This window comes from Streptomyces sp. TLI_105 (genome assembly GCF_900105415.1).
Classification (GTDB): domain Bacteria; phylum Actinomycetota; class Actinomycetes; order Streptomycetales; family Streptomycetaceae; genus Streptomyces.
Map to the genome: position 1 here is coordinate 6,155,386 of NZ_FNSM01000001.1, position 16,281 is coordinate 6,171,666.

At 71.6% G+C, this 16,281-nt stretch carries 11 protein-coding genes and 1 pseudogene; 4 read left to right on the forward strand and 8 right to left on the reverse strand.

Annotated elements, in window-relative coordinates; all coding sequences use genetic code 11:
- Nucleotides 1–2 precede the first annotated feature (2 nt).
- From BLW86_RS28140 to BLW86_RS28170, 7 genes are all read right to left on the reverse strand, one after another.
- A complete protein-coding gene (locus tag BLW86_RS28140) occupies nt 3–1,757 on the reverse strand; it encodes a branched-chain amino acid ABC transporter permease (protein WP_093876624.1) in 1,755 nt (584 codons plus the stop codon).
- Complete coding sequence (locus BLW86_RS28145) at nt 1,754–2,686, reverse strand: branched-chain amino acid ABC transporter permease (protein ID WP_093876625.1); 933 nt, start codon at nt 2,684–2,686, stop codon at nt 1,754–1,756. Before BLW86_RS28145 ends, BLW86_RS28140 begins: the two co-directional genes overlap by 4 nt.
- Before the next feature lie 125 nt (nt 2,687–2,811).
- A complete protein-coding gene (locus BLW86_RS28150) occupies nt 2,812–4,053 on the reverse strand; it encodes a branched-chain amino acid ABC transporter substrate-binding protein (protein WP_093876626.1) in 1,242 nt (413 codons plus the stop codon).
- A 470-nt stretch (nt 4,054–4,523) separates the two neighbouring features.
- Nucleotides 4,524–4,982, reverse strand: coding sequence for a hypothetical protein (locus BLW86_RS28155; RefSeq protein WP_093876627.1), 459 nt, complete (start codon nt 4,980–4,982; stop codon nt 4,524–4,526).
- Nucleotides 4,979–5,863, reverse strand: coding sequence for a trypsin-like serine protease (locus tag BLW86_RS28160; RefSeq protein ID WP_218138022.1), 885 nt, complete (start codon nt 5,861–5,863; stop codon nt 4,979–4,981). The genes BLW86_RS28155 and BLW86_RS28160 overlap by 4 nt, the downstream gene beginning before the upstream one ends.
- A 169-nt stretch (nt 5,864–6,032) precedes the next feature.
- Nucleotides 6,033–6,527, reverse strand: coding sequence for a PaaI family thioesterase (locus BLW86_RS28165; protein WP_093876628.1), 495 nt, complete (start codon nt 6,525–6,527; stop codon nt 6,033–6,035).
- Nucleotides 6,528–6,603: 76 nt separating this feature from the next.
- Complete coding sequence (locus BLW86_RS28170; protein WP_093876629.1) at nt 6,604–8,886, reverse strand: FdhF/YdeP family oxidoreductase; 2,283 nt, start codon at nt 8,884–8,886, stop codon at nt 6,604–6,606.
- 122 nt (nt 8,887–9,008) lie between these two features.
- On the opposite strand from BLW86_RS28170, the gene polA reads away from it, so the two are divergent.
- Both polA and BLW86_RS43350 read left to right on the forward strand, forming a co-directional pair.
- Nucleotides 9,009–11,720, forward strand: a complete 2,712-nt coding sequence (polA, locus tag BLW86_RS28175) for a DNA polymerase I (protein WP_093876630.1) — start codon at nt 9,009–9,011, stop codon at nt 11,718–11,720.
- A 680-nt stretch (nt 11,721–12,400) separates the two neighbouring features.
- Nucleotides 12,401–12,730, forward strand: a pseudogene (locus BLW86_RS43350) (serine hydrolase); the annotation flags it as partial.
- Between the two features lie 283 nt (nt 12,731–13,013).
- Here the strand turns inward: BLW86_RS43350 and BLW86_RS28185 are convergent.
- A complete protein-coding gene (locus tag BLW86_RS28185; protein ID WP_093878919.1) occupies nt 13,014–13,925 on the reverse strand; it encodes a DUF4184 family protein in 912 nt (303 codons plus the stop codon).
- A 241-nt stretch (nt 13,926–14,166) separates the two neighbouring features.
- Here BLW86_RS28185 and BLW86_RS28190 point away from each other — a divergent pair, with 241 nt between their 5' ends.
- Complete coding sequence (locus tag BLW86_RS28190; RefSeq protein ID WP_093876632.1) at nt 14,167–15,966, forward strand: lytic transglycosylase domain-containing protein; 1,800 nt, start codon at nt 14,167–14,169, stop codon at nt 15,964–15,966.
- 165 nt (nt 15,967–16,131) lie between these two features.
- Nucleotides 16,132–16,272, forward strand: coding sequence for an SPW_0924 family protein (locus BLW86_RS41090; protein ID WP_107072740.1), 141 nt, complete (start codon nt 16,132–16,134; stop codon nt 16,270–16,272).
- Nucleotides 16,273–16,281: the final 9 nt, after the last annotated feature.

Below are 16,281 nucleotides of genomic sequence, written 5' to 3' on the forward strand. Positions count from 1 at the left end.
TTTCACGCCCCTGCCTTCGCCGTGCCGACGCCCGCGTCCTCGGACTGGCGCTGCTCCGGCACGACCTGCTGGTCGTCGTCGTTCTCGTGGAATTCCAGCTGCGCCCGCTTGTTGGCGATGAGGCCCTCGGGACGGAAGCGCATGAGCAGGATCAGGGCGATGCCGAAGCCGAGCAGCTGGTAGTCCTGGAGGAAGGACAGCTTGGCCGGGATCAGGAAGAGGAGGGCGGAGCCGACGATCGGGCCGGTGATGGTGCCCATGCCGCCGAGGATGACGGCCGCGAGGAGGAACGCGGAGTTCGGCGGGACGGGACCGGCGAAGACGTAGTTCTCCGGGACCACCGTGGTGTTGACGTGCGCCTGCACCGTGCCCGCGAGGCCGGCCAGGGCCGCGCCGAGGGCGAAGGCGACCAGCTTGACCCGGAAGCCGTTGATGCCCATCGCGGTGGCGGCGGTCTCGTCCTCGCGGATGGCGACCCAGGCGCGTCCGATGCGGCTGTTGCCGGCGCGGGAGAAGACGACCACGACCAGCGCCATGATGAGGATCATGAGCAGGTAGTAGTTGGCGTAGGCGCCGAGCTCGATGCCGAGGACGGTGTGCGACTCGCCGAAGTTGTACCCGAAGAACTCCAGTTGCGGGATGTTCGGGATGCCGTTCGGGCCGTTGGTGATCTGCGGGCCCGAGGTGCCGTCGAGGTTGCCCATGGCGATGCGGAAGATCTCACCGAAGCCGAGGGTCACGATGGCGAGGTAGTCGCCGCGCAGGCGCAGGGTCGGCGCGCCGATGACGACGCCGAAGACCAGCGAGGCCGCCATGCCGGTCAGCGCCGCGGCCCAGAAGGGGAACTGGACGCCGAAGGCGGAGGAGGTGGCGCCGGAGACCAGGGCCGCGGTGTACGCGCCGACGCCGAGGAAGGCGACGTAACCGAGGTCGAGGAGGCCGGCGAGGCCGACGACGATGTTCAGACCGAGGGCGACGGTCGCGAAGATCAGGATGTTGACCGCGATCAGCGTGTACGTGTCGCCGCTCTGCTGGAGGAACGGGAAGGCGATCGCCATGACGATGGCGGCCGTGACCGTCACCTGCCGGTTCCGCGCGGTGATCTGGGAGAGGCGGGCGGTGAGCCCGGACTTGACCAGTGCGGTGGCGGAGAAGCCGACCAGGATCAGGTACGCGATGAAGAGCTGCGGCTCGGAGTCGTCGGTGTCGATGCCGAAGGTGACGACGTACAGGCCGAGGGCGAAGACCGCGACGATGATCAGGATCTCGGCCCAGGACGGCAGCTGCTTGGCGGGAGCCGCCTTGCGGGTGTCGTTGGGCAGCTTGTACGCGGCGATGCCAGGGACGGCGGAGGCGACGAGGGCGAAGACGGCACCGGGCTCCAGGTCCACCAGGTGGCCCAGCTCCACGATGATCGCGAGGGCGGTGAACCAGGTGGTGACGAAGGTGCCCAGGGTCAGGATCGTCAGCGGTCGGCGGGAGCCGGTCGGGGTCAGCCAGCCGAGGCCCTTGATGCCGAGCGCGGAGAGCGCGTACAGGCCGGTGAGCACGGCTCCGACGAGCGTGAGCACCTGGAGCGGGGCGGGGTTCCCGTAGATCGTGAGGTTGCCGGGGAACGCGGCGGTCCACGTCCAGGCGAGGAAGGTGCTCACGACGGTGGCGACGCTGCCCGCGAGGATCGTCCAGAGCAGGGCTGCGGGCGTGGCCGGGGCCTTGGAGGCGGTCTGGTCGAGAGTGGTGTCGGTCACGGTGCTCACGCCCTGTCCGCGACGCGCTCGCCCAGCAGGCCCTGGGGCCGTACGAGGAGCACGAGGATGAGGAGGACGAAGGCCCACACGTTGGACCAGGCACCGCCGCCGAGCTGCTGCATGCCGGGGATGTCCTCGATGTAGGCGATCGAGAGGGACTCGGCGATGCCGAGGACGACGCCGCCGACCATGGCGCCGTAGATGTTGCCGATGCCGCCGAGGACGGCCGCGGTGAAGGCCTTGAGGCCGAGGATGAAGCCCATCTCGAAGTTGATCTGGCCCTTGTCGACGCCGTAGGCGACGGCGGCGACGGCGGCGAACGCGGCACCGATGGCGAAGGCCATGACGATGATGCGGTCCGTGTTGATGCCCATCAGCTTCGCGGTGTCCGGGTCCTGCGCGGTGGCCTGCATGGCGCGGCCGCTGCGGCTCTTGGAGACGAAGACGCCGAGGGCGAGCATGCACAGCGGGGCGAGGATGAGGACGAAGGCGTCGGCGCGCTGGATCGAGAGGCTCTCGGTGATCTTGAAGGCCTCACCCTGGAACTCGGGGAAGCTGACGGCCTTCTTGGCGTCCGGGTAGAACTGCCAGACCAGCTGCTGGAGCGCGATGGACAGACCGATCGCCGTGATGAGCGGGGCCAGTCGGGGCGCGTTGCGCAGCGGACGGTAGGCGAACCGCTCGGCGGCGGTGGCGACGGCCACGGAGGCTATCGCGCCACCGACGATCATGAGCGGTATCGCCACCAGCAGGGACGTCCCGCTCGGCAGAGCGGTGTAGGTGGTGAGGGCGCCGAAGCCCCCGATCATGAAGATCTCGCCGTGGGCGAAGTTGATGAGCTGGACGATGCCGTAGACCATGGTGTACCCGATGGCGATGAGGCCATAGAGGGCACCGAGGGCCAGGCCGTTGGCCAGCTGTTGCGGCAGTTCGTGCACCGCAGGCCTCCGATGAGCTTGTCGGATAAGACTCCGCGCGAGGGCGCTGTTTGCGCCCTCGCGCGGGTTGGTTCAGGTGGAGCGGGCTCCCTTACGGGTGCCGGTGATGCGGGTGAAGCCGGTGACTACTGGTTGAAGGTGTCGCTCTTGACGTCGACCCACTTGCCGCCCTCGACCTTGTAGACCGTGAGCTGCTTGTTGGTGGTGTCGCCGAACTCGTCGAAGGAGACCTTGCCGGTCACACCGTCGAAGGAGACCTTGCCCAGGGCCTCGGTGACCTTGGCGCGGGCGTCGGACGGCACCTTGCCGCCGTTGGCCTGGACGACGGCCTTGACGGCCTGGATGATCGCCCAGCCGGCGTCGTAGGAGTAGCCGCCGTAGGCCGCGTACGGGTCCTTGTAGCCGCCCGCGTTGTAGTCCGCGATGAACTTCTTGGCGGTGGCGAGCTTCTCGACGGGGTAGCCGATCGAGGTGGCGAGGTCACCGTCGTTGGCCTCGGCGGAGGCGCTGATGAAGGCCGGGTCGTAGATGCCGTCGCCGCCCATGACGGGGATCTTGGCGCCGGTCTTCTTGATCTGGTCGGAGAGCAGACCGCCCTCGGGGTACTGGCCGCCGAAGTAGACGGAGTCGGCACCGGAGGACTTGACCTTGTCGGCGGTGGAGGAGAAGTCGGTCTCCTTCACGGTGACGTGGTCGGTCCCGACCACGGTGCCGCCGAGGCGCTTGAACTCGTCGGAGAAGATCGCCGCGAGGCCGGCGCCGTAGGTCTGCTTGTCGTCGACGACGAAGACCTTCTTCTTGCCGGCGTCCTTGAAGAGGTACTGGGCGGCGAACTTGCCCTGGACCACGTCGGTGGCGGCGGTGCGGAAGTAGGTCTTGAAGGGGCGCTTGAACTCGCCCTTGCCCCAGTTGTCGCCCTGGCTGAGCGCCGGGTTCGTGTTGGCCGGGGAGACCTGGGCCAGGTTGGCGGAGGCGAAGACGCCCTGCATCTGCTGGGAGACGCCGGAGTTCAGCGGGCCGACGACGCCGAGGACGTCCTTGTTGCCGACGAGCTTGGTGGCGTTGGCCTGGCCGGAGGCCGGGACCGCCTGGTCGTCGAGGCCCTCGATCTTGAAGGTGACGCCGGGGACTTCCTTGTTCTTGTTGGCGGTCTGGACCGCCAGGTCCACGGAGTTCTTGATGCCCTGGCCGAGCGCCGAGAGGGAGCCGGTCAGCGGGGCGTCGACGCCGATGACGACGGTGACGTTGTCTCCACCGCTCGCGTTGTTGTCGCTGCCACCCTTGTCGTCACGCGAACCGCAGGCGGTGAGAGTGAGCGCTCCCGTGGTGAGCACGCTGGTGAGGATGAGCAAAGAACGGTGTCGCACGAAGAATCCTTTCCCTGGCGCGGCCCCCTCAAGCTGAGGCGGTGCCGTGAAGCTGTGTAGCTAGAGGTGCCGTTTTCGATGCCGGGCCGTACTGGGTCGAGCAGGGCCGTGCAGTGGAAGCGCCCGGCGGCGCGGTGACTGGCCGTGACTCTAGGCGCAGGTGGGGAACGGCGGGGAGCGCCCAGGTCAGGATGTGACTGTCTTGTTATGCCGACGGGTGGAGACGGTGTGCACGCGGGGGGCAAACCAGGGCACAGCGGTCGGTAGCGCGGTGTTCACATGCTGAGAACCCCCAGTTCCGCTAAGGGGCTTGAGTGGATCACGGTCCTGACGGAGCGCCCGTGAGGGTCTCCGGATATCGGACACCGCCTCATTCGCCAGCGGACGGAGAGCAGGTCGGGTGCTGACCCGGCCATTCCGCTCCCGAATGGCTCGAACGTCACGCAGGGTTACGGCGATCATGGCCGGGATCATTCGCCGGGAGAGGCCCCGGAGGTCCCGGAAGGCGTCGGAGTGGTGGTCCACTCGTCGGGCGGACGCCAGTTCTCCGAGCTTCCCGTCGCCCCCTTCGCCGCCTCGCAGCGCCGCCGCGACTCCCGGTCCGCCAGCGCCTCGGCGGCCTTCCGCCCCGCCCGCCGCTCCTCGGCCCGGGCCGCCGCGAGCACCTCGTCGTGGATCTCGTACTGCTCGTTGGAGAGCCCCTTCTGCTCCCAGTCGAGCCCCGCCCACGTGGACCCCCTGAGCGCCTCTTTCACCCAGTACGAGACCAGGTTCGCGCAGACGTCGGCGGGGGTGCTGGTCCGGGGCGCGGGCGACGGTGCGGGGCGCGGGTCCGGAGCCCGGCCGCAGCCGGCGGACAGGGCGAGCGCGCACCCGGCCAGGGCCGCCGCGAGGGCGGCCCCGACCGGCCGTAAACGGGGGCGTGTCACGGGAGTTGGACGAACGGCTTCAGGAAGTCACGAGCGCCGGGCGTGTCCAGGCGGTACGTGACGTTCGTGGCGTAACAGGGAGTGTCGCCGGTGATCGTGGTGGCGACCAGGGTCGGCTTCCCGTTCAGCGTCGCGAAGTTGGGGCCGCCCGAATCGCCGTAGCAGGCACCGCCGTTGCCCTGGGGCGCGGTCATGGCGAGTCGGACCCACGCGTCGTTGAGGGCGTTGAAGGAGACCGGCGCCTTCATGCGGACCCCGCCGCCCGGGTGGGTCTGGCCGCCCGGTCCGCGCTCCGCCTCCTGCGTGCCGTACCCGGCCACGAGGAACGCCGTGGAGTTCAGTCCCTGCGGGCCGAGCGCTGCCAGGGCGCCCGCCTTCGGCAGCGTCGCCGGCGTGAAGGACCAGCGGGCCCTCACCGCCTTCGCCGGCAGTTCGATCACCGAGATGTCATGGGTGTCGGAGGCCGGGCCGGGGTAGGCGGGGTGGCTGTGCGCGGTCCCCTCGACGGCCACGCTCCGTGCAACGGCGGCGGGGTCGCCCGGGTGCTCGGCGGCCGCCCGGTCGAGGCCGGCCTGCACGTCCTGGTCGAGCGAGACGTAGAAACGCACGTTCTGCGGCCAGTCCGTCGTGCAGTGGGAGGCCGTGAGGAAGGTGTCCGCGTCGATCATGGTGCCGGAGCAGACCCAGTCGACCCGGTCCGGCGTCGCCGGGTCGTCGTCGTTGTCCCAGGTCGCCACGAGCGCGCCGACCTCGGTGCGCTCGGGGGCGGGGGCCGCGTTGTACGAGTTGATCGCCGAGGACGGGATCGCGGTGGCGATCACTGCGGCGCAGGCGGCGGCGGTGACGGCGGTCATCGCGGTGGTGGTGCGTACGGCTGTCACGAAGAACCCCTCGATGGGTGAATGGATCAGGTGTTCTCCTGTGGGGGAGGCCGCCAGTGAAGCGGCTGCCCCCGCCGCGCGACAAGAGGGCGGAACGGCGAAGGGGGCGGAGCGCCGTGCGCCCCGCCCCCTTCGTCCTCTTCGCCGCGATGGCCCGCGCGAGGTGCCGTTACGCCCGACCCGCCGACGGCAGGTCGCCCGCGTCCTTCGCGTCGATCTCGCGCAGCAGACAGGTCAGGCGCGCCGAGCAGACCCGCTTGCCCTGCTCGTCCGTGATCACGATCTCGTACGTGGCGGTCGACCGGCCCCGGTGGACCGGGGTCGCCACGCCGGTCACCAGACCACTGCGCACCCCCCGGTGGTGGGTGCAGTTGAGGTCGACGCCGACGGCGATCTTCGAGACCCCGCCGTGCAGCATCGAGCCGACGGAGCCCAGCGTCTCGGCGAGCACCGCCGACGCGCCGCCGTGCAGCAGCCCGTACGGCTGGGTGTTGCCCTCGACCGGCATGGTGCCGACGACCTTCTCGGCCGAGGCCTCCACGATCTGGACGCCCATCCGGTTCCCGAGGTGCCCGGCCGAGAAGAGCGCCGGGAGGTCGACGCCCAGCGCCGCGTACTCGTCGATGACCTCCTGCGGGAACTTCACGTGCTGCTGCTCACCCATGGGCCCGGCTCCGTTCGTCTTCGTACGGCTGCTGATCTGCGTGTGGTCTGCCTGCTGCTCGCGCCTGAGCAAACGCTTAGGCGGACTGTGATTGTTCCAGACGCACGATCACGGACTTGCTGGCGGGGGTGTTGCTGACGTCCGCCGTCGACTCCAGCGGAACCAACACGTTCGTCTCCGGGTAGTAGGCGGCCGCGCACCCCCGGGACGTCGGGTAGTGCACCACCCGGAAGCCGGGCGCCCGCCGCTCCGTGCCGTCCGTCCACTCGCTCACCAGATCCGTGTACGCCCCGTCCGCGAGACCGAACGCCGCCGCGTCCTCGGGATGCACGAGGACCACCCGGCGGCCGTTCCTGATCCCCCGGTACCGGTCGTCCAGACCGTAGATCGTGGTGTTGTACTGGTCGTGCGAGCGCAGCGTCTGCAGCAGCAGCCGGCCCTCCGGCACCCTCGGGTACTCGACGGGGGCGGCCGTGAAGTTCGCCTTGCCGGTCTTCGTGGGGAAGCGGCGCTCGTCGCGCGGGCCGTGCGGCAGCGCGAAGCCTCCCGGGTTCGCCGCGAGCCGGGCGTTGAAGTCCTCGAAACCGGGCACCACGCGCGCGATGCGGTCCCGGATCCTGGCGTAGTCCGCCTCGAACTCCTCCCAGGGCGCGGCCGATCCGTCGCCGAGGACGGCCCGGGCCATCCGCGCCACGATCGCCGGCTCGGACAGCAGGTGCGGGCTCGCCGGCGGCAGGTTGCCCCGGGAGGCGTGCACCAGGCTCATCGAGTCCTCGACCGTTACGAACTGCCGGCCGCTCTTCTGCGTGTCCTTGTCGGTGCGGCCGAGCGTCGGCAGGATCAGCGCGCGCGTGCCCGTCACCGCGTGCGAGCGGTTCAGCTTCGTCGAGACGTGCACGGTCAGGCGCGCGTTCCGCATGGCCGCCTCCGTCACCTCCGTGTCGGGCGTCGCCCCCACGAAGTTGCCGCCCATCGCGAAGAACACCTTCGCCTCGCCGTCGCGCAGCGCCTGGATCGAACGCACCACGTCGAAGCCGTGACGGCGCGGCGAGACGATCCCGAACTCCTTGTCCAGGGCGTCGAGGAAGGCCGGCGCGGGGCGCTCGAAGATGCCCATCGTGCGGTCGCCCTGCACGTTCGAATGGCCGCGCACCGGGCACACGCCCGCGCCCGGCCGGCCGATGTTCCCGCGCAGCAGCAGGAAGTTGACCACCTCGCGGATGGTCGGCACGGAGTGCTTGTGCTGGGTGAGGCCCATCGCCCAGCAGACGATCGTGCGCTCCGAGGCGAGCACCATCTCCAGCGCCCGCTCGATCTCGGAGCGCTTCAGCCCGGTCGCGGCGAGCGTCTCGTCCCAGTCGGCCGCCTTCGCCGCCGCCGCGAACTCCTCGTACCCGTGGGTGTGGTCCCGTACGAACTCCTCGTCGACCGCACCGGCCGTCTCCAGGACCAGCTTGTTGAGCAGCCGGAAGAGGGCCTGGTCGCCGCCGATCCGGATCTGCAGGAACAGGTCCGTGAGCGCCGCGCCCTTGAGCATGCCCTGCGGGGTCTGCGGGTTCTTGAAGCGCTCCAGGCCCGCCTCCGGCAGCGGGTTCACCGAGATGATCCGCGCGCCCGAGGCCTTCGCCTTCTCCAGGGCCGAGAGCATCCGCGGATGGTTCGTCCCCGGGTTCTGCCCGGCCACGATGATCAGGTCCGCCCGGTGCAGGTCCTCCAGGGAGACGCTGCCCTTGCCGATGCCGATCGTCTCCGTCAGCGCCGAGCCCGAGGACTCGTGGCACATGTTGGAGCAGTCCGGCAGGTTGTTCGTGCCGAACTCGCGCGCGAACAGCTGGAGCAGGAACGCCGCCTCGTTGCTCGTCCGCCCCGAGGTGTAGAAGAGCGCCTCGTCCGGCGAGGCCAGGGCCCGCAGCTCCTCCGCGATGATCGAGAAGGCCCGCTCCCAGGTCACCGGCTCGTACCGCTCGCCGCCCTCCGGGAGCAGCATCGGCTGCGTGATGCGGCCCTGCTGCCCCAGCCAGTACCCGCTGCGGGTCGCCAGGTCCGCCACCGGGTGCGCGGCGAAGAACTCCGGCGTCACCCGGCGCAGCGTCGCCTCCTCGGCGACCGCCTTCGCGCCGTTCTCGCAGAACTCCGCCACATGCCGCTTGTCACCCTCCGGCCAGGCGCAGCCGGGACAGTCGAAGCCGTCCTTCTGATTGACCTTGAGCAGGGTCCGCGCGGTCCGCCGCAGACCCATCTGCTCCTGCGCGATCCGCAGCGTGTGCCCGATGGCGGGCAGGCCGGCGGCGGCGTGCTGCGGCGGCGTGACCTGCGGTGCGTCCTGGACCGGGTCACCGGCCGGCGGCTTGCTGACCATCGCGCTCTCCCTTGAGCGGTAATCCTCTGGCGTACGTCTCCGATCCTGTCACGCGGCACCGACAGCCCGGCACCCCGACCACTGTGGACGGGATTGTCAGCGGGCCGTGGCAGGATCGTCCCGTGGCCGAGACAGCATCGAAGACCCCCGCAGACACCCGCCCCCGCCTGCTCCTCATGGACGGGCACTCGCTCGCGTACCGGGCGTTCTACGCGCTGCCCGCGGAGAACTTCACCACCGCGACCGGACAGCCGACGAACGCGATCTACGGGTTCGCCTCGATGCTGGCGAACACGCTCCGCGACGAGGCGCCCACGCACTTCGCGGTCGCGTTCGACGTGTCCCGCAAGACCTGGCGGTCCGAGGAGTTCCCGGAGTACAAGGCGAACCGCTCCAAGACCCCCGACGAGTTCAAGGGCCAGGTCGAGCTGATCGGCGAGCTCCTCGACGCGATGAACGCGCCGCGGTTCGCCGTCGACGGCTTCGAGGCCGACGACGTCATCGCGACCCTCGCCACCCAGGCCGAGGCAGCCGGGTTCGAGGTCCTGATCGTCACCGGCGACCGGGACTCCTTCCAGCTGGTCTCCGACCACACCACCGTGCTCTACCCGACCAAGGGCGTCTCCGAGCTCACCCGCTTCACCCCGGAGAAGGTCCAGGAGAAGTACGGCCTCACGCCCTCGCAGTACCCCGACTTCGCGGCCCTGCGCGGCGACCCGTCCGACAACCTCCCGGGCATCCCCGGCGTCGGCGAGAAGACCGCGGCCAAGTGGATCAACCAGTTCGGCTCCTTCGACGAGCTCGTCGCGCGCGCCGAGGAGGTCAAGGGCAAGGCCGGCCAGAACTTCCGCGACCACCTGGAGGCGGTCAAGCTCAACCACCGCCTGACCGCGATGGTCACGGACGTCGAGCTGCCGAAGGGCGTCACGGACCTCGCCCGCGAGCCGTACGACCGCGCGGCCGTCGCCCTCGTCCTCGACACCCTGGAGATCCGCAACCCCTCGCTGCGCGAGCGGCTCCTCGCCGTCGACCCGGGCGCCGCCGAGGAGGCCGCCCCCGCCCCCGCCGCGGGCCTGGAGCTCGACTTCACCGTCCTCGGCGCGGGCGAGCTCGCCCCCTGGCTCGCCGAGCACGCCACCGAGCCCCTCGGCATCGCCACCGTCGACAGCTGGGCCCTCGGCACCGGGAACGTCAGCGAGGTCGCCCTCGCCGCCGCCGGGGGAGCCGCCGCCTGGTTCGACCCCAGCGCGCTCGACGAGGCCGACGAGCAGGCCTGGGCCGCATGGATCTCCGCCCCCGACCGGCCGAAGGTCATGCACAACGCCAAGGGCGCCATGCGGGTCTTCCCCGAGCACGGCTGGAGCATCGCCGGCGTCACCATGGACACCGCCCTCGCCGCCTATCTGGTCAAGCCCGGCCGGCGCTCCTTCGCCCTCGACGCCCTCACCGTCGAGTACCTCGGCCGCGAGCTCGCCCCGGCGGCCGCCGCCGACGGCCAGCTCGCCTTCGGCGCAGACGACACCGCCGAGGCCGAAGCCCTCATGAGCCAGGCACGGGCCGTCCTCGACCTCGGCGCGGCCTTCGACGAGCGGCTCGCCGAGGTCGGCGCCCGCGAGCTCCTCCACGAGGTCGAGCTCCCCACCTCCGCCCTCCTCGCCCGCCTGGAGCGGCACGGCATCGCCGCCGACCGCGACCACCTGGAGGCCATGGAGCAGCAGTTCGCCGGGGCGGTCCAGCAGGCCGTCAAGGAGGCCCACGCCTCCGTCGGCCACGAGTTCAACCTCGGCTCGCCCAAGCAGCTCCAGGAGGTCTTCTTCGGCGAGCTGAACCTCCCGAAGACCAAGAAGACCAAGACCGGCTACACGACGGACGCCGACGCCCTCGCCTGGCTGGCCGGCCAGACCGAGCACGAGCTGCCGGTGATCATGCTCCGCCACCGCGAGCAGGCCCGCCTGCGCTCCACGGTCGAGGGCCTGATCAAGACCGTCGCGGCGGACGGCCGCATCCACACCACCTTCAGCCAGACGGTCGCGGCGACCGGCCGCCTGTCCTCCACCGACCCCAACCTGCAGAACGTGCCGGTCCGCACGGACGAGGGCCGGGCCATCCGGCACGGCTTCGTCGTCGGCAAGGGCTTCGAGGCCCTCATGACCGCCGACTACAGCCAGATCGAGCTGCGCGTCATGGCCCACCTCTCCGAGGACGAGGGCCTCATCGAGGCCTTCACCTCCGGCGAGGACCTGCACACCACCGTCGCCTCCCAGGTCTTCGGCGTCGAGCGGTCCGCCGTCGACGCCGAGATGCGCCGCAAGATCAAGGCCATGTCGTACGGCCTGGCCTACGGCCTCTCCGCCTTCGGCCTCTCGCAGCAGCTGACCATCGACCCGGCCGAGGCCCGGATCCTGATGGAGACCTACTTCGAGCGCTTCGGCGGGGTACGGGACTACCTGCGCCGCGTCGTCGACGAGGCCCGCGCCACCGGCTACACCGAGACGATGCTGGGCCGCCGCCGCTACCTCCCGGACCTCAACAGCGACAACCGGCAGCGCCGCGAGGCCGCCGAGCGGATGGCGCTCAACGCCCCCATCCAGGGCACGGCCGCCGACATCGTCAAGGTCGCCATGCTGAACGTCGACCGGGCGCTCACCGAGGCGGGCCTCGCCTCCCGGATGCTCCTCCAGGTCCACGACGAAATCGTGCTCGAACTCGCCCCCGGCGAGCGCGAGCAGGTCGAGACCCTGGTCCGCGAGCAGATGTCGGCCGCCGCCGACCTCCGCGCCCCCCTGGACGTCTCGGTGGGCGTCGGCCAGAACTGGGACGCGGCAGCGCACTGACGAGACGCCCACCCCGTCGTGGGCACCTGGCCGGGGCCCCCGTCCCACCCCCGTGTGGCAATCGTCCCGCTGGGGCGAGGGGGCCCCTGCTCGAGCGAAGCCGAGAGCTTGGGGGAGGGTGGGCACAACGGAACGGCGCCCTTGCGGGCGCGCTTCGCCTTCCGCGCCTTGACCCGCACCACGTGCACATCGCACTCGTGGTGCGGGTCAAGGCACAGGAGGCGAAGCGGTCGACACGGGACAGGCCCGGTGGATGTGCGCCAGTCGGACCAGTAAAAGGGCGCCCGGGCGGCACGGCTCCCGAAACTGGGGGCATGATCACGCGCCGCCGCCCCCGCCTCCCCACCTGGGCCCTCCTCGGCGCCCTCCTCGGCGCGTCGGGCACCGCCTGGTCCTGGCCCGCCGAGGCCCACCGGGCGCCCGCACTCTGCACCTCGTCCCGCGAGCCGACCCTCGCCGCCCGGCTGTCGCAGGACATCGCGGCGGCGCTCAAGGGCCGCGAGGGCACGGTCTCCGTCGCGCTCCACGACCCCGTGCGCGGACTGCGCTGCCGGCTCGCCGACACCGTGCCGTACGACTCCGCCAGCATCGCCAAGGTCCTGATCATGCAGGCCGTCCTCGGGCGCGCGGAGGAGCTCGGCCGGGTGCCCACCCGACTGGAGTCGCGGCGGCTGAAGGCGATGATCACCCGCTCGGACAACACCGCCGCCACCGAGCTGTGGGAGGGGCTGTCCCGCGCCCGGCTGAACAGGGTGCTGCGGGAGGCCGGAGCCCAGGACACCGTCCTGGGCCACGACAACTACTGGGGCCTCACCCGCACCACCGCTCGCGACCAACTCGCCCTGCTCGCCGCGGTGTCACGCCGCGGCGAGGCCCTGTCCCTGATGGGGCAGGTGGTCCGCCCACAGGCCTGGGGCGTCACCGCGGGCGCGCCCCGCACGGTCAAGGTCCACCTCAAGAACGGCTGGCTGCCCCGCGCGACCCACGCCTGGCGGGTCCACAGCGTCGGCATCGTGCGCCCGGCGGCGGCCCCGACGGGCACCGACACGGGCACGGCCCCGGGCAGGGACGCGAGCACGGACACCGGGAGGGGGACGAGCCCGGGCACCGACACGGGCACGGGCAGCGGCACCGGCACGCCGAGCCCCGCCGTCGACTACCGGATCGTCCTCCTGAGCCACGACAACCCCACCATGCGGTACGGCGTCCGCACCCTGGAGAGCGTCGCCCTCGTCGTGCACCGCAGGCTCTCCGGCGGCGCCGCGGCCCGTGGCTTCACCCCGCCGGAGAAGATCAGCGAGATCCCGGACGGGAGCGCTCCGGCCGAGGTCCCGGGCCGGGGAGATCCCGGTGCGCCGGCTCCTGGTGAGTCGGAGTGGCCGGAGCCGTCCGGGCCCGCCGCGATCCGAGGAGCCGCGCCCCCGTCCCGTACAGCACGAGCCCGACGGCGAGCCCCGCGCCGGCGCCGAAGCAGGCCGTCGGGATGACGTCGAGGGGCGTCTCGATCCGGTCCCAGCCCCAGTACGCCGCCCAGCGCAGCACCCGGTGGGCGACACCCCCGAGGACGCAGCCGCCGATCAGCCCGGCGGCCAGGAGCCGGCCGCGTCGGCCGGGGACCGGAACCCGGGACGGCAGCCCCACCCCAGGAGGGGAGGTGCGCAACGCCCGCGCCGTGCACCAGGCGAGGATTCCGAGGGCCAGCGCCGAACCGCCGTACTGCGCGTAGAGATAGACCGGGAACCCGGCGACGACCTCACCGAGGAAGGGGATCGCGCGGGTGCCCCAGCGGTCGAGATGGGTGAAGGAGTCCCACACCACGTGCGTGGTGGCGCCGAGGATCGCCGAGAGGCAGAACCACCCGACGAGCGCCGCCGGGTGCCGCTCCCGCCAGGGACGGCCCCGGACGAGGCCGTGCACCCGGCCGCGCCACCGCTCGGGCAGCAGCGCGACGAGCGGCTCGCGCACGGTCAGCCACAGGGCCACGAGCGCGGCGGTGATCAGCACGTCGGCCGTGACGATCCCGACGGGGGAGTGGGTGACGTCCCCGAGGACCATCGCCCCGGGGAACGCGGTCGCGGCGAAGTAGGTCATGTCGGGCGAGAAGGACCCGGCGACGAGGGCGGACGCGACCAGCGGGCCGCGCGCGGTCCCGTCCCGGCGCAGCGCGGGCAGCACGGCGGCGGCGTGGCTCAGCGTGAACGGCAACGGGAGTTCCCCCAGGGTTCCGACGGTGACGGCGGCCGGTGTGCGCGGCCGACCGGAGTGCAAGAGGGGCGGGACGCTCCGGTCGGTTCCCGGAATCCCCTGGTCGGCAGGCGGCCAAGAGGTGACGAAACCGTGAAACACGGTCAGGGGTCGGTGTTCGGCGGTCCGGAGTTGGCATAGGGTCGCCTGAGGTCTCACGCGGGGAGCGTGGGACCGCGTCGACGGGGAGGGGACGACGGACATGGCAGCGCACATCGGACGCCGACTGCGCAAGGGAGCCACCAGCGGTGTGGTGATGGCCGCGGCGGTCGCCGCGCTCGCCGCCTCGCAGGCGCCGGAGACGATCCCGCAGGCCACGGACAACACGGGCGGGGACCAGGCCATCGGCGCCGGTGACACGGCTTCTCCGTCCGGGGACGGCTCCGCCTCGGGCGATTCCCCGTACTACACGAAACTCCCGCCGCTGTTCACGCCGAACAAGCCCGGGGCGAGCACCAATCTGCCGCTGACGACCGGCCCCGCCGAGGCCGGCATACCCGCGTCCGTCTACTCCGCCTACAAGCGGGCCGAGCTCTCGATACGTTCGACCGACCCCGGCTGCAACCTGCCGTGGCAGCTGCTCGCCGGCATCGGCAAGGTCGAGTCCGGTCAGGCGAACGGCGGCAGGGTCGACGCCAACGGCACGGCATCGCCGCGGATCCTCGGCCCTGCCCTCGACGGCAACGGCTTCGCCATGATCGCGGACACCGACGGCGGCGCCTTCGACGGCGACAAGGTCCACGACCGGGCCGTCGGCCCGATGCAGTTCATCCCGTCCACCTGGGCCACCTGGGGCCAGGACGCCAACAGCGACGGGAAGAAGGACCCGAACAACATCTACGACGCGGCGCAGGCCGCCGGCCTCTACCTCTGCGCCAACGACCGCAACCTCGCGCTCAAGGCCGACCTCGACCAGGCGATCCTCAGCTACAACCGCTCCAGGGAGTACCTGAACACGGTCCTGTCCTGGGCCGCCTTCTACGAGCGCGGCACCCACCAGATCCCGGACGGCACGGGCGTGCTGCCGGTGGGGCGCAGCGACAACGGCACCAGGGGCAACCGCCCCCACCCCACCACGCCGCTCCCGACCGTCCCCACGACTCCGGCGCCGACGCCCGGCGCCCAGAAGCCGAAGCCGCCGTCGGAGCACCGTCCCGGCACGGTCAAGCCGCCGACCGTTCCCGCCAAGCCCCCGGTCACCCCGCCCGCCCTCCCGGCGGCCGCCAAGGTCGCACAGCTCGCGATCGTGGCCAACGAGAAGCCGACCACGACCACCGGCAGCGCCTTCACGGGACTTCCCCGGGTCGCGGCGCTCGACGCCTCGGGCAAGCCGGTCCCCGGCGTGAACATCCGCTTCGAGATCGTCGGAGCCACCGACACCCGGTTCGGCGCCGGCGGTACCACCGCCACCGTCACCACCGGCTCGGCAGGCCTCGCCACCTCTCCCGCCCTCCGGGCCGGCGAGAAGACGGGAGCCTTCATCGTGCGGGCCACCGTCGTGGGCCGGACCCTGGACGCGGCCGACTTCGCCGCGACCGTCACGGAGCGTCGGGCGGACACCCTCACCCGGCTCGCCGGCGACCCGCTGTCCGCCACGACCGGCACCTCCTTCACCCAGAAGGTCCAGGTGAAGGCCACCGACAAGGGCGCCCTCGCCCCCGGTGTGCGCGTCACCGCGGTGATCGTCACCTCGAAGACGGACCCCCAGGAGAGCACCGAGGGCCCGTCCTTCAAGCGCGCGGACGGCACCACGGTCCGTACCCTCACGCTCGTGACCGGCACGGACGGACTGCTCACCTTCGAGTCCGGCGACCTCCTCGCGGGCGACAAGGCCGGCACGTACTACGTGCAGCTGACCGCACCGGGTGGCGGCACCACCTTCGTCGACCTGACGGTCAGCGCCCCCGCCACGACGGACCCGACCCCGACCCCGGAGCCGACGCCTTCCGGCGGCACCTCGCCCGAGGCCACCCCCTCGCCCGGCACCTCGCCTTCGGCCTGACCGCCCGCGCCTCCGCGCCGCGTTCCTCCGCGCCGTCCCCCGTCCGCACCGGACGCGGGGACGGCGCTTCGCGTTACCCGGGTGCAACGTGTTCTCATCTCACGGCCACGTTGCTACGGTGCCCCCGCCCTGACGACCTATCAGATCGCACCCGGGAGGCCGACCATGCGCGCCCTCGTCGCCGCCGCCATCGGACTCGCCCCAGTCCTCCTCTTCGTCCTGCTCCTCTCCGTGGTCGATCTGCCGCCCGACGGCCCCACCTCGCCCAAGCCCCTCCTGACCGCAGACCCCGGCCCCAAGAAGTAGGGGGGCCGA